At 69.1% G+C, this 15,230-nt stretch carries 15 protein-coding genes; 5 read left to right on the forward strand and 10 right to left on the reverse strand.

Annotated features, from left to right (window positions below):
- On the reverse strand, nucleotides 1–361 hold a 361-nt coding region (locus MMG85_RS12550), incomplete at its 3' end, for a hypothetical protein (protein WP_241046350.1).
- A gap of 65 nt (nucleotides 362–426) precedes the next feature.
- Between MMG85_RS12550 and yidD the strand changes: the two genes are divergently transcribed.
- From yidD to MMG85_RS12565, 3 genes are read left to right on the forward strand one after another with little or no spacing between them, the layout of a single operon-like run.
- Entirely contained in the window at nucleotides 427–687 is a 261-nt protein-coding gene (gene yidD, locus MMG85_RS12555) for a membrane protein insertion efficiency factor YidD (protein WP_241046351.1), read from the forward strand.
- Entirely contained in the window at nucleotides 687–2,033 is a 1,347-nt protein-coding gene (locus tag MMG85_RS12560) for a dihydroorotase (RefSeq protein ID WP_241046352.1), read from the forward strand. The genes yidD and MMG85_RS12560 overlap by 1 nt, the downstream gene beginning before the upstream one ends.
- A 44-nt stretch (nucleotides 2,034–2,077) precedes the next feature.
- Nucleotides 2,078–2,884, forward strand: coding sequence for a M23 family metallopeptidase (locus MMG85_RS12565; RefSeq protein ID WP_241046405.1), 807 nt, complete (start codon nucleotides 2,078–2,080; stop codon nucleotides 2,882–2,884).
- Between the two features lie 638 nt (nucleotides 2,885–3,522).
- Here MMG85_RS12565 and MMG85_RS12570 read toward each other — a convergent pair.
- From MMG85_RS12570 to efp, 9 genes are all read right to left on the reverse strand, one after another.
- Nucleotides 3,523–4,437 carry a hypothetical protein gene (locus MMG85_RS12570; RefSeq protein WP_241046353.1) on the reverse strand — a complete coding sequence of 305 codons (915 nt, stop codon included), beginning with the start codon at nucleotides 4,435–4,437 and terminating at the stop codon, nucleotides 3,523–3,525.
- The gene (locus MMG85_RS12575; RefSeq protein WP_241046354.1) at nucleotides 4,438–6,015 is read right to left on the reverse strand and encodes a diguanylate cyclase; all 1,578 of its coding nucleotides are present in this window, start codon (nucleotides 6,013–6,015) and stop codon (nucleotides 4,438–4,440) included.
- 184 nt (nucleotides 6,016–6,199) lie between these two features.
- Nucleotides 6,200–7,138, reverse strand: a complete 939-nt coding sequence (gene folE2 / locus MMG85_RS12580; RefSeq protein ID WP_345778853.1) for a GTP cyclohydrolase FolE2 — start codon at nucleotides 7,136–7,138, stop codon at nucleotides 6,200–6,202.
- Nucleotides 7,139–7,244: 106 nt separating this feature from the next.
- Nucleotides 7,245–7,952, reverse strand: a complete 708-nt coding sequence (locus tag MMG85_RS12585) for a squalene/phytoene synthase family protein (RefSeq protein WP_241046355.1) — start codon at nucleotides 7,950–7,952, stop codon at nucleotides 7,245–7,247.
- A gap of 111 nt (nucleotides 7,953–8,063) precedes the next feature.
- Nucleotides 8,064–8,759: a phosphoglycolate phosphatase gene (locus MMG85_RS12590; RefSeq protein WP_241046356.1), complete on the reverse strand. Its 696-nt coding sequence runs from the start codon at nucleotides 8,757–8,759 to the stop codon at nucleotides 8,064–8,066.
- Nucleotides 8,756–9,475 (reverse strand): bifunctional 2-polyprenyl-6-hydroxyphenol methylase/3-demethylubiquinol 3-O-methyltransferase UbiG, encoded by a 720-nt coding sequence (gene ubiG, locus MMG85_RS12595; RefSeq protein WP_241046357.1) that lies wholly within the window; start codon nucleotides 9,473–9,475, stop codon nucleotides 8,756–8,758. Before ubiG ends, MMG85_RS12590 begins: the two co-directional genes overlap by 4 nt.
- Before the next feature lie 117 nt (nucleotides 9,476–9,592).
- Complete coding sequence (locus MMG85_RS12600; protein WP_241046358.1) at nucleotides 9,593–10,933, reverse strand: TRZ/ATZ family hydrolase; 1,341 nt, start codon at nucleotides 10,931–10,933, stop codon at nucleotides 9,593–9,595.
- Between the two features lie 6 nt (nucleotides 10,934–10,939).
- Complete coding sequence (locus MMG85_RS12605) at nucleotides 10,940–11,155, reverse strand: hypothetical protein (RefSeq protein WP_055942366.1); 216 nt, start codon at nucleotides 11,153–11,155, stop codon at nucleotides 10,940–10,942.
- The gene (gene efp / locus MMG85_RS12610) at nucleotides 11,155–11,721 is read right to left on the reverse strand and encodes an elongation factor P (RefSeq protein WP_241046359.1); all 567 of its coding nucleotides are present in this window, start codon (nucleotides 11,719–11,721) and stop codon (nucleotides 11,155–11,157) included. The genes MMG85_RS12605 and efp overlap by 1 nt, the downstream gene beginning before the upstream one ends.
- 103 nt (nucleotides 11,722–11,824) lie before the next feature.
- On the opposite strand from efp, the gene epmB reads away from it, so the two are divergent.
- Together epmB and MMG85_RS12620 are read left to right on the forward strand one after the other, a co-directional pair.
- Nucleotides 11,825–12,844 carry an EF-P beta-lysylation protein EpmB gene (epmB, locus tag MMG85_RS12615; protein ID WP_241046360.1) on the forward strand — a complete coding sequence of 340 codons (1,020 nt, stop codon included), beginning with the start codon at nucleotides 11,825–11,827 and terminating at the stop codon, nucleotides 12,842–12,844.
- A gap of 97 nt (nucleotides 12,845–12,941) precedes the next feature.
- The gene (locus MMG85_RS12620; RefSeq protein WP_241046361.1) at nucleotides 12,942–15,017 is read left to right on the forward strand and encodes an EAL domain-containing protein; all 2,076 of its coding nucleotides are present in this window, start codon (nucleotides 12,942–12,944) and stop codon (nucleotides 15,015–15,017) included.
- The last annotated feature ends 213 nt before the right edge of the window (nucleotides 15,018–15,230 follow it).

A 15,230-nucleotide genomic window follows, 5' to 3' on the forward strand; every position in this document is an offset into this window, starting at 1 on the left:
TCAAGAAGGCGGGCGCCTTGGTGGCCGGCGCGGGCGCGGGTTTCTTGGCGACTGCGGGCTTGGTCACCTTGGCGACCGCCTTCTTGACCGGCGCTGCCTTCTTGGCCACGGGCTTGGGCACGGGCTTCTTCGCCGGGGCCGCCTTCTTGGCCGGAGCGGCCTTCTTGGCAGCCGGCTTCTTGGCGACAGGCTTGGGGGCCGCTTTCTTCGCGACCGGCTTGGGGGCCGGCTTCTTGGCGACAGCCTTCTTCACGACAGGCTTCTTGGCGACGGTCTGAGCGGGTTTCTTGGCGGCCTTGGCGGCCTTCTTCGCAGGTTTCTTTGCAGCCACGAACAGCGCTTCCTTGTTCTTCCCGAGCATCGGGAAAGCGCGCTTTTATAGCCTACCCAGCGGGCAGCGGCAACCCGACGCGGTATCATCGGGCCATGCTCGCCCGCCTGCTCATCCTGCTGCTGAAGGGCTACAAGCGCTTCATCAGTCCTATGCTAGGGCCGCGCTGCCGCTTCGTCCCGTCGTGCTCGGAGTACGCCATGGAGGCGATCGGCCGCTTCGGCCCGGTCAAGGGCGGCTGGCTGGCGCTTCGCCGGATCGGCCGCTGCCATCCCCTGAACCCCGGCGGATACGATCCGGTGCCGCCCTGCGGCCACGCGCACCCCTCCCCTTCTTGTCCCTCCAGGAACCCCTGATGCCCGCCACCGTCATCGTCAACGCCCGTCTGGTCAATGAAGGCCGCGTCACCGAAGGTGACCTGCGCATCGAGGACGGCCGCATCGCCCGCATCGCCGCCGAGATCCGGCCGCAGGGCGACGACCTCGTGATCGACGCCGCCGGTCGGCTGCTGCTGCCCGGGATGATCGACGACCAGGTGCACTTCCGCGAACCGGGCATGCCGCACAAGGGCGACATGGCGACCGAGTCGGCGGCGGCCGTGGCCGGTGGCCTGACCACCTTCATGGACATGCCCAACACCAGCCCGCCCACGCTCGACGCCGCGGCGCTGGAAGACAAGTACCAGCGCGCCAAGGGCCGCGCCTGGGGCAACTACGGCTTCTACATGGGCGCGAGCAACGACAACCTGGAGGCGATCCGCACGCTGGACCCGAAGACCGCGCCGGGCATCAAGGTGTTCATGGGCGCCTCCACCGGCAACATGCTGGTCGACAATCCGGACACGCTGGACGCGATCTTCCGCGAAGCGCCCACGCCCATCATCACCCACTGCGAGGACACGCCGACCATCGACGCCAACCTGGCGGCGTTCCAGGCGAAGTACGGCGACGCCCTGTCGGCCGAACACCACCCCGACATCCGCAGCCGCGAGGCCTGCATCAAGTCCACCCGGCTGGCGATGTCGCTAGCGCGCAAGCACGGCACCCGCCTGCACGTGCTGCACATCTCCACCGCCGACGAACTGGCGCTGTTCACCCCCGGCCCGCTGGTGCACGCGGATGGCGCGCGCAAGCAGATCACCGCCGAAACCTGCATCCACTTCCTGCGCTTCGACCGCGCCGACTACGCCGCACTCGGCAACCTGATCAAGTGCAACCCGGCCATCAAGGACGCCAGCGACCGCGAGGCGCTGATCCGCGCGCTGGTGGACGACGTGATCGACGTGCTGGCAACCGACCACGCGCCGCACACGCTGGAAGAGAAGGAAAAGCCGTACGTGCAGGCGCCCTCCGGCCTGCCGCTGGTGCAGTACGCGCTGGTCGCCGCGCTGGAGCTGGTGCACGAAGGCCGCATGGACGTGACCCGCGTGGTGCAGAAGTTCGCCCATGCGCCCGCGCAACTGTTCGACGTGAAGGAGCGCGGCTACCTGCGCGAAGGCTACTTCGCCGACCTGGTGCTGATCGACGACGAGCCGTTCACCGTGAAGCGCGAGGACGTGCTGTCCAAGGTCGGCTGGTCGCCGTTTGAAGGCCGCACGTTCCGCTCGCGCATCGGCGCCACCTGGGTCAATGGCCGCATGGTCTGGAATGGCGAACACCTGGTCGGCACCCCCAATGGGCAGCGCCTGGAGTTCGCACGTTGAAGCTGGTGGCGGCGGCGCTATTCGCCGCGGTATGTGCCGGATGGATTCCGCTGGTCGCCGCGCAGGATGCCGCATCGACAGCGCCGGTTTCGCAGGAAGAGCGCGTGGTGTTCCCGGCGAGCGTGTCGCAGGGCGCGCTGGTGTTCGGCAAGGTGCCGCCGGGCAGCCAGGTGCGTTACCGCGACCGCCTGCTGCGCAGCACCGGTTACGGCACCGTCGTGCTCGGCGTGGGCCGCGATGAAACGGGCCCGCTGACCGTGGACGTCACCACGCCGTCAGGCCGCACGGAATCGGTCGTCGTCGCGGTAACCCCACGCGACTGGCCGCTGGAACGCATCAACGGCGTGCCGCCGAAAACGGTCGACCCGCCCCCGGAGATCGCCGCACGCATCCAGCGCGAGCAGGCGCTGGTCACCGCCGCGCGCGTCCGCGACGATGATCGCGCCGACTTCGCCCTGCCGTTCCAGTGGCCGGTGCAGGGCCGCATCAGCGGCCGCTTCGGCAATGGCCGCATCTACAACGGCAAGCCCGGCGCCGGCCACTCGGGCATGGACATTGCGGCGCCGACCGGCACCCCGATCAAGGCGCCCGCGGGCGGCATCGTGACCTTCGCGGCGCCCGGCCTGTATCTCACCGGCGGCACCGTACTGCTCGACCACGGCCACGGCGTCAGTTCCAACTTCCTGCACCTGTCGCGCATCGACGTGAAGGTCGGCGACCGCATCGAGCCGGGACAGGTGATCGGCGCCGTCGGCGCGACCGGGCGCGCGACGGGGCCACATCTGCATTGGGGGATGAACTGGTTCGACGTCCGAATCGACCCCCTGCTCGTCCTCGAACGCGGCCAGTAACCGCCCATCGTTCATCAGCCGGGCGCGTTGCGACGCGCTCTTGCGTCGAGGACGCGCAGTCTTCCCGTCATGCCAGCCCAGCCGCGACGAGGGCTCAGATCTCGGCAAAGCAACGCCTCCCGGATCGTCGTCCCAGCGAACGCTGGGACCCATTTGCTGTTGCCTGTGCGCGCTTCTGCCTCGACGCGCCGCATTACGAGCAACAGCACGAGCCAATGGGTCCCAGCCTGCGCTGGGACGACGTATCAGCCGGGCGCGTTGCGACGCGCTTGCGTCGACGATGCAAACCTTTCCCACCATCCCGACGCAGCCGCGACGATGGCTCAGATCCCGGCAAAGCAACGCCCCGGATCGTCGTCCCAGCGAACGCTGGGACCCATTTGCTGTTGCCTGTGCGCGCTTATGTCTCGACGCGCCGCATTACGAGCAACAGCACGAGCCAATGGGTCCCAGCCTGCGCTGGGACGACGTATCAGCAGGGTGCGTCGAGACGCGCTCTGTCCGACCACATACGACATCGCCGCTGACGTCCAGTTGCCGTCATCCCGGCGAAGGCCGGGACCCAGCGCCTTTGCGGTTGGCTCCTGCGATCGCGAAAGGCTCGATCTCGGCTTCCTGCCTTCGGTGCCGTCAGCCTCCTACAGACGACCCAAGTAGCGACTGGCGGGGCTGTCCGCCAGATCGCGAGGGCGGACCAGCTTGGGATTCGGCGGGCCCACCTCGGGCCAGGCCGTGCCCACTACGGCGTCCACGCTGTTGGCGGCTTTCGCATGCGGCGACTCCAGCCCCAGGCGTTCACGCAGCGCCATGATCGAAGCGTCCAGCGCGGCATCGTCCAGTTGCAGCGCGTCCACCGAATCCCAGACCGGCGCGCCGCCGGTGCCCGCATCCACCCCGACCGTGTCCTGCTCCAGAGCCTTGTGTTTCGGCTTCAGCATCTCGCGCACTTCTTCCTGCAGCTTGAGGTAATCCACCTCCGGAAACGGCAGGTCGCTCGGCTTGCCCGGCACGATGGGGCGTGCGAGCCGGCGCGCAGGCACGGTGTCCGCATCGGCGAAGGCGCGATAGGCGAATTCGCTGCACAGCATCCTGTCCGAGTCCGCGCGGATCGCATGTTCGGTGGCATGCCGGATCAGCCAGCGCAACCACACCGGCAAGTGCTGCGGCTTGCCGCGCAGAGCGACCAGCAGGCCGATCGTCACCAGGTCGTCCTGCGCGAACGTGGTGCCGATCAACGAGCGCGCATGGCGCAGCACGGCGGCGCGATCATCGGCACCCAGCGGACTGCCGTCGGCGGCCAGCGAACGATAGGCGTCGACGAACACCACCGGCCCGTCCGGGGCGAGCCGGTCGGCAAGCGGGCTTTCCTTCACCGCCGGACGGATGCTCTCGATCAGCAGGCCATCCTCGGAGACCAGCGATACGTGGCTGTAAGCGCTGTCGCCGAACCATGCGATCAGTTTGGACAGCTGGCTCTTGCCGAGCATCAGCAGCAGGTCGCCGACCTGCAACTGTTCGACCGGAAAGCGCGCGACGGCGGGCTGCGGATCCATTCATGCATCTCCTGAGGTCGGGGAAAGGTCGCCGGTGACGCGGTCGCGCCCCGCCGATTTGCTGGAGTACAACGCCACGTCCACGCGCTCCAGCAGGCGCTCGAAAGATTCGCCGGCCGCGAGCTGCGCCACGCCCAGGCTGAGGCTGGTGTCGATGACGCGACCATCGATGGTCAGGGGCCGGTTGTTCACCGCCGCGCGCAGGTGTTCCGCCACCACCAGGGCGTTGTCGAAGCTGGTGTCCGGCAGGATCACCAGCATCTCGTCGCCACCGTAGCGGCCGAGGAAATCGTGCTTGCGCAGTTTCCCGCGCGTGCGGGTGGCCACCAGCCGCAGGCTCTGGTCGCCTACCGGATGGCCATGTTCGTCGTTGATCCGCTTGAAGTGGTCGATGTCGAAGAACACCACCGACAGCGGCGTGCCCTGCGCATGCGCGACCTCCACTTCTCGCTGCAGCTGCTCGATGATCGCGGTGCGCGACAGCACGCCCGTCAGTGTGTCCTGCGCGGCCAGTTGGCTGGCGTGGTCGCGATCGCGCCGCAGCTGTTGCATGCGGTCGGCCAGGCCGACGGTGAGCACCAGGCCGGCCAGTGCGAAGCCCATCGGGAACGCATGGATCAACCAGACCGGTCCCACCCACCAGCCGAGCAGTTCGCCCACGCGTGCGGCGGTCAGCAGCATCATCGGCAGCCACGAGAGCAGCAGGAAGAAGGCGGGCCGCTGCCGCCGCAGCGTGCCGTTTATGGCGGCCAGCAGCACGGCGGCCGTGGCGACCAGCAGCACGCCATTGCCGAGCCGCGGCACCCAGGTGTGGGTGGTGGCCAGCGACGCGAGGATCAGGCCGCCCAGCACCAGGTTGCAGGCCCGCATCAGCCACAAGATGCGGGGCCCGTTCCGCGCAAGTTCCAGGTAGAACGCCAGGAAGGTGTTGCTGGCGATCACCGACAGCATGCCCGCCACGCGCGCCATGCGTGGGTCCGAACCCAGCACGTGGCCGAAGACGTCGACGCTGCGCAACTCGCCGCCGGCCAGTGCCAGGAACAGCGCCTGCGACAACAGGGTCAGCGCAAGGAAGCCGTAACTGCGCTCGCCCAGCCCGATGCAGAAGCCCAGCGCCAGTACCGTCAGCACGCCCATCGCACCCAGCACCATCGCGCGCCAGGTGACGTGTTCCAGGTCCTGCCGATGGACCGACCGCAACGGCTCGATGGACAACGGCATGGGCGTGCCGCCTACCGATTGCACGCGCAGGTAGAGTGGCTGCCCGGCACGCACGCCGTCAGGCAACGGGAACGCCAATGCGCGCGCCGAGAACGCCAGGTCGGCATCGTCGCCGAACAGGCTCCGCGTCAGCGGCGGCCGGTCGCCGGGCCACAGGGTGATGCGGTTCTGGTACGGCGCGCGCACCACCAGGTGCGGCTGCAGGCCGGCATCCACATCCACCGGGCTGACCACGCGCCACCAGCGCGGTTCGGTCACGGACTCGAAGATCAGACCGTCGCGGGCGGGTACGAAGCGCCCGTCGAGCGCGCCGGACACGACCTCGCGCGCGGGCGCGTCGTCCGCGAGCCGGGACACGTTGAGAGTCTGTGCAGTGGCAGGCAGTGCCGCTACGCTCAGCCAGAGCCAGAGCCAGAGCCAGAGCAGCAGGCGGCGTGCCGGGCGCCGTGGATTCCCCATATCCATTCCGCCGTACCGTCAGCGACGGAGCATAGCGCGGATAGCGGGTAAATGTGACTCGAGGGTGGGGCCGGCCGGCGGCTCAGTCGTTGCTGCCGCTCACCCGGGCCACGGCATCGTGCGGATGCAGGCTTTCGTAGTGCGCCACGGTGGCGTCGTAGCGGGCCACGCGGGCATCGCCGGAAAGGACGGATGCCACGCGGCGGGCGGCGTCCTCGCAGAACATCAGGTTCTCGGCGTTGAGGCGGGCGAAGGCCTGTTCGTCGACGCGCTTGACCGCGGTCTGCACCGGCGTGCCGAGTGCGGCTTCGATGGCATCCACCAGCGCCACCAGCGGCAGTTCGTCGAACTGCGGCCGCAGTTCCACCCGCACGCTGGCGCGGCTGCGCTGGGCATGCGGGGTGGCGGCCAGGCCGCGCTCGGAGGCCAGCCAGTCGTGTACGGCCGTGACCGACACGCCCTGCTCGGTGGCGAAATCGCCGGCGAAGCGCTCGGCATTGGCCTGCCGCGACAGTGCCGCGGAGGCCGGGCACGTGCTGGAGTACTCGACCGAGAACGCCAGCGCCAGATGGAGATGGCCGTCGACCAGCGTGGCGTCGATCTCGACCGGATAGCGCTTCCAGCCGGCGTAATCGCTCTCCAGCGCCTTGCGCTGCAGGAGGGCGTCGTAGCGGATCTTCAGGCGCGCGCTCGTTGCCAGTCCGGCCTGCGACGCCACGCTGTCCTGCAGCACGTGCCGCAGTCCGGCGGGTGTGATCGCCTCACGCGCCAGCCCGTCCTGCAATTGCAGGTACAGGCGCGACATGTGGATGCCGCGGGCATCGGCGTTGGCCAGGTTCACCGACAGGTCGATGCTGGCGGCGACCTGCAGGTGTCCGCCCTGCCCGTCGGCGACGCGCACCGGCAGCGCGATGTGTTCCATGCCCACCCAGTCCAGCGGACGGGCCAGCGGCACGCGTTGATGGGCGACATCGGGAAGGTCAGCGCGGGGCACCGCAGGCAGCGAGGGCGACATGGTCATGCACGGGGGAGTGGGTGCCGCGCATTGTACGCCCTGCCCCGAATCCCCAGATGAAACAGTCCGTTACGACGCTTTTCCGCGGCTATCGCGGCGATATGCGGCGCCTTCAGTCGCCGCGGGCGGCGCGCCAGCCGGCGAACAGCAAGACGGGACGCGACGGCAACGCCGCCGGCACGCCGTGCCTGGCCAGGCGCGTCACCCTTCCCCGCATGTAGGCGGCGAGGACGCGACGTTCGCGCGCGCCTTCGCGCCGTCCGCCCCATCGCCGCAGCAGGTCCGTCGCCCAGGTGCGCACCGCTGCCACGTCGTCCGGCTGGCGGAAGGCGGTCGGCACGGCGGACGCGCCCAGATCGGCCAGACGAGCCGCCAGCACCTGTGCAACGACCGCATCCGTCGTGGGCGCACGTCCCAGCACTTCGGCCTCCACTGCGGCGACAGCCGCGGCATAGCCCGCCAGCGCGGCGAAGGCCGCTTCGCCCGACGGCGGGGTTTCACGCGCGGCCACCAGCGCGGGCAACGCATCACCCAGTGCAGACCACGCGGCACGCACCGGCTCCAGCCGCCGGCCCAGCGGGTGGCGCGAACGCTGCGCGCTCCAGCCCCGCAGCTCCTCGCTCCACCACGCCAGCTTGGCGTCGGCGGGCATCGGGTCGCCGCTGACGTTCAGTACGTCATCGAACTCCTGCAGCAGCGCGAACCACGCCACGGCGGTGTCCCGGCGCGCGGGCGCGACGAACACCTCGGCCACCGACCACTCGGGCCAACGTGCACGCCATTTGTCGAGAAAGCTGTCGAGGGCGGCGGAGTCGGACATCGGAGTGTTGGCGGGGCGGGAGACGTGTGGGAGCGACGTAAGTCGCGATGGAAGTCGATAACGTGGATAGCAATGACGCGAGACAGGCTATCCCGCCACATCAATCGCGACTTACGTCGCTCCCACGCTGGATCCTGTCGAGGGCCAAGCCGTCGTCTGGGTCAGTTCCGCCGGCCATTCCGCCAGGACATCCGCACCCCATTCCGTCGGCTCCTCATGCGCCTGCCGGTACCCCCACAACGCAGCGATCGACGGCATGCCGGCCGCACGGGCGGCCTGGATGTCGCGCTCGTCGTCGCCCACGTACACGCAGTCGGCGATGGCGATGCCAATGCGCTCGGCGGCGACCTTCAGCGGCAAGGGATGCGGCTTCTTCTCGGCCAGCGTGTCGCCGCCGATCAGCACGGCGCAGCGGGTGTCCCAGCCGAGTTGCGGCAGGATGTCGCGCGCCAGGTATTCCGGCTTGTTGGTGACGATGCCCCAGGTGCTGCCCGCCGCCTCCAGCGCGTCGAGCATCTCCGCCACGCCGTCGAACAGCACGCTGTGGCGACCGAGTTCTTCCTGGTAGATCGCCAGGAACTCCGGCACCAGCGCTTCGCGAGGGGCTTGCTCCATCGCCGGAAACGCGGCGGCCAGCATCGCGCGTGCGCCCTTCGACACATGCGGGCGCAATACGTCCAGCGTCATCGGGCCGAGATCGCGCGAGGCGCGCATGCGGTTGGCGGTGGCCAGCATGTCCGGCGCGCTGTCCAGCAGCGTGCCGTCCAGGTCGAACAACGCGGCGCGCGGAAAGCCCGACGCCGTCACGGCTTCACCGCGCTGGCGAGATAGTTCACGTCGGTGCGCGAGGTCAGCCGCGCGCGCTGCCGCCACGGCTCGTAGGCCAGGCCAGTCACGTCCTGCAGCTGGAAGCCGGCGTCGCGCAGCCAGGCGGCCAGTTCCGACGGCCGGATGAATTCCTTGTAGTGGTGCGTGCCTTTCGGCAGCAGCCGCGCGATGTATTCGGCACCGACGATCGCCAGTGCGAACGCCGCCGGCGTGCGGTTGAGCGTGGACAGGAACAGCTGGCCACCCGGCTTCAGCAGCGCGTGGCAGGCGCGGATGATCGAGGCCGGATCGGGCACGTGCTCCAGCATCTCCATGCAGGTGACCACGTCGAAGCTGCCCGGCCGCTCTTCGGCCAGCGATTCGACCGAGCGCAGCTGGTAGTCCACCTGCACGCCCGATTCCAGCTTGTGCAACCGCGCCATCTTCACCAGTTCCGGCGCCAGGTCGATCGCGGTGACCTGCGCCCCCTCGCGTGCCAGCGCCTCGCTCAGCAGGCCGCCGCCACAGCCTACGTCCAGCGCCGCCGCGCCCGGCAGGCGGACCCGGTCGCGCACGTACTGCAGGCGGACCGGATTCAGCACATGCAGCGCCTTCTGCGGGCCATCGGGGTCCCACCAGCGGTTGGCCAGCGCGCCGAACTTGTCCAGTTCGGCCTGGTTGAAGTTGTCGTCGAGGGGGGAGGTCTGGGTCGTCATGGCGTCATTGTCTCAGATCGTCATTCCCGCGTAGGCGGGAACCCAGTGACTTCCGTCCAGTTCCACGCCTGACCCACAAGGCCCTGGGTTCCCGCCTTCGTGGGAATGACGGCTCAATCAGGACAGCCGAATGCCCGCAATCCGCTCGCGCCACTGCCGCGCATTGGCGATGACGCCGTCGATGTCGATGTCGACCAGCACGCGCTGGCGCAGCTTGGCCTTGCCGGCGATCCACACGTCGCTGACCTGCTGGCGACCGGTGGCATAGATCAGCTGCGACACCACATGGTGCAGCGGTTGCGTCTCCAGTGCCGACAGGTCCACGCAGACCAGGTCGGCGTGCTTGCCCGGCTCGATGGAGCCGATGCGGTCGTCGAAACCGATCGCCTTCGCGCCGCCCAGCGTGGCTGCACGCAGCGCGCTGAAGGCATCCAGAGCGGCGGCATCCTGCGCCACCGCCTTGGCCAGCAGCGCGGCGGTGCGCGTCTCGCTGAACATGTCCAGGTCGTTGTTGCTGGCGCAGCCGTCGGTACCGACCGCCAGCGTCACGCCCGCGCGCTCCAGCGCACAGGCCGGGCAGAAGCCGGACGCCAGCTTGAGGTTGGATTCCGGGCAGTGCACCACGCTGACGCCGCGTTCGGCGCAGAGATGGATCTCCGCCTCGGTCAGCTGGGTCATGTGGATGGCGATCAGGCGGTCGTTGAACAGGCCCAGCCGGTCCAGTCGCGCGATCGGGCGCTGTCCGTGCTTCTCCAGCGACTGTTCCACTTCCTGCGCGGTCTCGTGCAGGTGCAGGTGCACCGGCACGTCGAGCTGGTCGGACAGCATGCGCACGCGTTCGAAATTGGCGTCGTTGACCGTGTAAGGCGCGTGCGGGGCGAAGGCGGTGGCGATCAGCGCATCGTCGCGCCATTGATCGTGCACTTCGCCGGCCTTCTCGAAATACTCGTCGTCCGAAGCGGCCCACGCGGTCGGGAAGTCGATCACCGGCAGGCCGACGCGCGCGCGGAAGCCGTGCCGCTTGTAGGTCGCCGCCTGCACGTCGGGGAAGAAGTAGTTTTCGTTGACGCAGGTGGTGCCGCCGCGCAGCATCTCGGCGATCGCCAGGGTGATGCCGTCGGCGACGAAGTCCGGCCCGATCACCGCCGCTTCGATCGGCCAGATGTGTTCCTGCAGCCAGACTTTCAGCGGCAGGTCGTCGGCCACGCCGCGCAGCAGGGTCATCGGGTTGTGCGTGTGCGCGTTGACCATGCCCGGGATCAGCGCCGCCTCCGGTCGCGACACGGTCTCGCGCGGGGCGAAGCGCGTGCGCGCTTCGGCCACCGGCAGGATGGCGACGATGCGGCCGCCGGTGATGGCCACCGCATGCTGCTCCAGCACCACGCCGTGCGGGACGACGGGCACCACGTAACCGGCTTCGATCAACAGGTCGCAGGGGTCAGGCGGGCTGTGGCTCATGGGTGCTCAGATTCCGAAGCCCAGGGTGTAGGTGATGCCGAAGGCGCCGGCGCCGAACAGCAGCCAGCACAGCAGCATCAGTGCCAGCGCCCGCCCGTAGCCGAGCCGCGGCACCTGCGGGAACAGCCGCGGCAGGGTGGCGTTCCAGCACAGCATCACGCCCAGCCCGGCCAGCAGAACGCCGGCCGCCCAGACGCCCAGGTAAAGCGCGAGCTGTTCCATCACTTGACGCGGCTGACGTATTCGCCGGTACGCGTGTCGACCTTGATCACTTCATCCTGGCCGACGAACAGCGGCACGCGCACCACCGCGCCGGTTTCCAGCGTGGCCGGCTTGCCGCCGGTGCCGGCGGTGTCGCCCTTCACGCCCGGGTCGGTCTCGGTGATCTGCAGCTCGACGAAATTCGGCGGGGTCACCTGGATCGGGTTGCCGTTCCACAGCGTCACCACGCAGTCTTCCTCGCCCTTCAGCCACTTCTCGGCGCCGCCCATGCCGGCCTTGTCGGCCTGCACCTGCTCGAAGGTCTCCTGCTGCATGAAGTGCCAGTACTCGCCATCGGAATAGAGGTACTGCATGTCGGTGTCCACCACGTCCGCCGCCTCGACCGAGTCGGTGCTCTTCATGGTGATTTCCTGCACGCGGCCGCTCTTGATGAGGCGGTACTTCACGCGGGTGAAGGCCTGGCCCTTGCCCGGCTTGACGTACTCGGTGTCGCTGATGATCGCCGGCTCGTTGTGGATCAGGATCTTCATCCCGTTCTTGACGTCGTTCATGCCGTAACTGGCCATGCTGCTGCTCCTGGAGGTAAGGCGTACCCGCCGCGCAGGGCGGCCGGCCGGATAGAATGCGGAAACCCGCCGGACCCGGCGGGTGCTTGTTTTCAGACCCGACATGATAACCGCAGCCCCCGACCCCCGACAGCCCGCCTCCCTGGCCGCACCGCGCTGGCAACAGGCCTGGCGCGACGCCGTGCGTGATCCGCGCGAGCTGCTGTCGCTGCTGGGGCTGGACGCGCTGGCCGGCCGGGTCTCCGATGAGGCCGCCGCGCAGTTCCCGCTGCGGGTGCCGCGCGGTTTCGTGGCCCGCATGCGTCATGGCGATCCGCTTGACCCGCTGCTGCGCCAGGTGCTGCCGCTGGACGACGAGATGCAGCCGGCCCCCGGCTTCGGCCTGGATGCGGTGGGCGACGGCGCCGCCCGTACCGGCACCGGCGTCCTGCAGAAATACCGCGGCCGCGCCCTGCTGGTCGCCACCGGCAGTTGCGCCATCAATTGCCGCTACTGCTTCCGCCGCCACTTTCCCTATTCGGACGAAACCGCCGCGCGCGAGGGCTGGCGCGAGGCCGTGGACCTGATCCGCGACGACGCCAGCGTGCAGGAAGTGCTGCTGTCCGGCGGCGACCCGCTGTCGCTGTCGAACAGCAAGCTCGCCGAGCTGACCGATGCCCTGGCCGGCATTCCCCACCTGCGCCGCCTGCGCATCCACAGCCGGCTGCCGGTGGTCCTGCCCGAGCGGGTGGACGACGGACTGCTGGCCTGGCTGGGCGGCCTGCCCTGGCCGGTGACGCTGGTCATCCACGCCAACCATGCCAACGAGTTCGACAGCACGGTCGACGCCGCCCTGCAGCGCCTGCGCACTGCCGGCACGCACCTGCTCAACCAGGCGGTGCTGCTGCGCGGGGTCAACGACGACGTCGACGCCCTCGCCGCGCTCAGCGAGCGGGGGTTCGCGGCGGGCGTGCTGCCCTACTACCTGCACCAGCTTGACCGGGTCGCCGGGGCCGCCCATTTCGAGGTCGACGACGCACGGGCCAAGGCGCTGCACGCGGCACTGGCCGCCCGCCTCTCCGGCTACCTGGTGCCGCGCCTGGTGCGGGAAGTCGCAGGCGACACCGGCAAGCGCCCGCTCTGACCCGCCGGCAACCGGCCATATCCGCATCTGCGACGGTTGCATTGGACTCGACTCACACGTTCGGGTATTAAACCCGCTCTCCTCGCGGACACGCTGCATGCAGATCGGCAAAGACACCACGCTTCGACTGACCCTGGTGGACGACAGCGCCGAGGACGCGGAAGCCATCGTCTCCACCCTGCGCAACGGCGGTATCGCCGTGCGTCCGCTGCGACCGCTCGACGCCGCCGAACTGGGCCAGATGGTCGCCGCCCAGCCGATGGACCTGCTGCTGGCCTCGCGTACGGCCAAGGGCATCCCGCTGGCCACCGTGCTGGGCCAGGTCGATGCCAGCGGCAAGGACATTCCGGTCATCGTGCTGGCCGATGCCATCAGCGAGGCCGACCTGCTCGCCGACCAGGCCGCCGGTGCCCGCGCGATCGCCCTGCGCGGCCGCCCGGAGCACGTGCTGACGGTCCTGCGCCGCGAATGGGCGGACCTGGACGCGCGGCGCTCGCAGCGTCGGCTGGAAGGCCAGATGCGCGAGACCGAGCGCCGCTGCGATGCGCTGATCTCGTCCTCGCGCGACCCGATCGCCTACATCCACGAGGGCATGCACATCCGGGCCAACGACGCCTACCTGGAGATGTTCGGCTTCGAGTCGTTCGAGGATGTCGAAGGCCTGTCGCTGCTGGACTTGGTGGGTCCGCAGTACGTCAACGACTTCAAGGCCCTGCTGAAGAAGCTCAGCAAGGGCGAACCGCCGCCACCGCGTTTCGAACTGGAAGCCCGCAGCATCGACGGCGACAGCTTCCCGGCCACGCTGGAGTTCGCCACCGCCACCTACGAGGGCGAGGCCTGCGTGCAGGTGGTGTTCCGCCGCCGCGAGGAGTTCGACCCCGAACTCGCCCGCGAGGTCGAGGACCTGCGCCAGCGCGACATGGTCACCGGCCTGCTCAACCGCCCCACCTTCCTGCGCGAGCTGGAAAACGCGGTGGCCCAGGTCGCGCGCGGCGAAGACCAGTACGCCCTGCTGCTGGTCGAGCCCGACCATTACCAGCGCCTGCTGTCGGAGATCGGCATCGACTCGGCCGACGCGCTGGCCGCGGCACTGGCGGCGCGCCTGTCGGAGAAGCTGGACGCAGGCACCATCGCCGCGCGTTTCGGCGAGCGCACCTTCGCGGTCCTGCTGCGCGGCAACCATGCGCAGACCGCGGCACTGGCCGAGAAACTGCGGGCGTCCTACGCCTCGCATGTGTTCAACGTGGGCGAGCGCTCCGCGTCGGTCACCACCAGCATCGGCGGCGTGCAGATCGGCGAGAAGATCGCCAGCGTCGGCCCGGTGCTGACGCGCGCGACGGATGGGCTGCAGACGGCCACCAACCTCGGCGGCAACCGCATCGAGATCTTCGACCCCGGCGCAGTGGACCGCGCCGAGGAAGAGCGCGTGCAGAACTGGATCCAGCGCCTGCAGTCGGCCTTGCAGGACGGCAGCTTCCGCCTGCATTACCAGCCGGTGGTCAGCCTGCAGGGCGAGCCGGGCGAAGTGTACGAAGCGCTGCTGCGGCTGGAGTCCAACGGCGAAATCGTGCAGCCGCAGTCCTTCATCGGCATCGCCGAGGACAACGGCCTGCTCGATGCGATCGACCGCTGGGTGGTCAACCGCGCCATCGAGGTGCTGGCCGAGCGCAAGCGCGCCGGTCACGACACGCGCATGGTGGTGAAGGTCAGCCCGGCCTCCTTCGCCGACAACCGCCTGCTCGACGTGATCGCCAAGCAACTGGCCGCGCACGACGTGCCGGGCGACCGCCTGTGGCTGCAGACCCCGGAAGCCAAGGTGTTCACGCACCTGCGGCAGGCGCAGGCGTTCCAGTCCGCAGCGGCCAAGCTCGGCTGCCAGGTGGGCCTGGAGCATTTCGGCGCCGGCCTGGATTCGTTCCAACTGCTGTCGCACTTCCAGCCGACCTTCCTCAAGATCGACCGCGTCTTCAGCGAGGACCTCGGCAAGAACACCGAGCACCAGCAGAAGATCCGCGAGATCTCCGAGCGCGCGCAGGCACTGGGCATCCTGACAGTGGCCGAACACGTGCAGGACGCAGCGACCATGGCGTTCCTGTTCACCGCCAGCCTGGACTACGTGGAAGGCAACTTCCTGGCCGCCCCCGGTCCGGCGATGAACTACGACTTCAGCTGATCGGGCTGTCCTTCCCCGCTGGCGCGGACAACTACGGTCGACCTGTCGGATGGGCAGATGCACTCCCTCTCCCTGCGTAGCGGGGAGAAGGAAAAGCGTCGGTGCCTCACCCCAACCCCTCTCCCGCCGGCAGAGGGGCTCGAAGCGCCAGCGGGTGTAGCGTGCGCCACGCGCACGACACATGAACCTCTCACCGCGCGTCGTGCGCACAGC

This window comes from Pseudoxanthomonas sp. LH2527 (assembly GCF_022539275.1).
Classification (GTDB): domain Bacteria; phylum Pseudomonadota; class Gammaproteobacteria; order Xanthomonadales; family Xanthomonadaceae; genus Pseudoxanthomonas_A.

What these genes read in the sequence shown, in the direction of transcription:
- MMG85_RS12585 (WP_241046355.1), bottom strand. Translation starts at nt 7,952, where the DNA reads ATGTCCGACTCCGCCGCCCTCGACAGCTTTCTCGACAAATGGCGTGCA.
- ubiG (WP_241046357.1), bottom strand. Translation starts at nt 9,475, where the DNA reads ATGACGACCCAGACCTCCCCCCTCGACGACAACTTCAACCAGGCCGAA.
- epmB (WP_241046360.1), top strand. Translation starts at nt 11,825, where the DNA reads ATGATAACCGCAGCCCCCGACCCCCGACAGCCCGCCTCCCTGGCCGCA.
- yidD (WP_241046351.1), top strand. Translation starts at nt 427, where the DNA reads ATGCTCGCCCGCCTGCTCATCCTGCTGCTGAAGGGCTACAAGCGCTTC.
- MMG85_RS12620 (WP_241046361.1), top strand. Translation starts at nt 12,942, where the DNA reads ATGCAGATCGGCAAAGACACCACGCTTCGACTGACCCTGGTGGACGAC.
- folE2 (WP_345778853.1), bottom strand. Translation starts at nt 7,138, where the DNA reads ATGACCATGTCGCCCTCGCTGCCTGCGGTGCCCCGCGCTGACCTTCCC.
- MMG85_RS12605 (WP_055942366.1), bottom strand. Translation starts at nt 11,155, where the DNA reads ATGGAACAGCTCGCGCTTTACCTGGGCGTCTGGGCGGCCGGCGTTCTG.
- efp (WP_241046359.1), bottom strand. Translation starts at nt 11,721, where the DNA reads ATGGCCAGTTACGGCATGAACGACGTCAAGAACGGGATGAAGATCCTG.
- MMG85_RS12600 (WP_241046358.1), bottom strand. Translation starts at nt 10,933, where the DNA reads ATGAGCCACAGCCCGCCTGACCCCTGCGACCTGTTGATCGAAGCCGGT.
- MMG85_RS12570 (WP_241046353.1), bottom strand. Translation starts at nt 4,437, where the DNA reads ATGGATCCGCAGCCCGCCGTCGCGCGCTTTCCGGTCGAACAGTTGCAG.
- MMG85_RS12560 (WP_241046352.1), top strand. Translation starts at nt 687, where the DNA reads ATGCCCGCCACCGTCATCGTCAACGCCCGTCTGGTCAATGAAGGCCGC.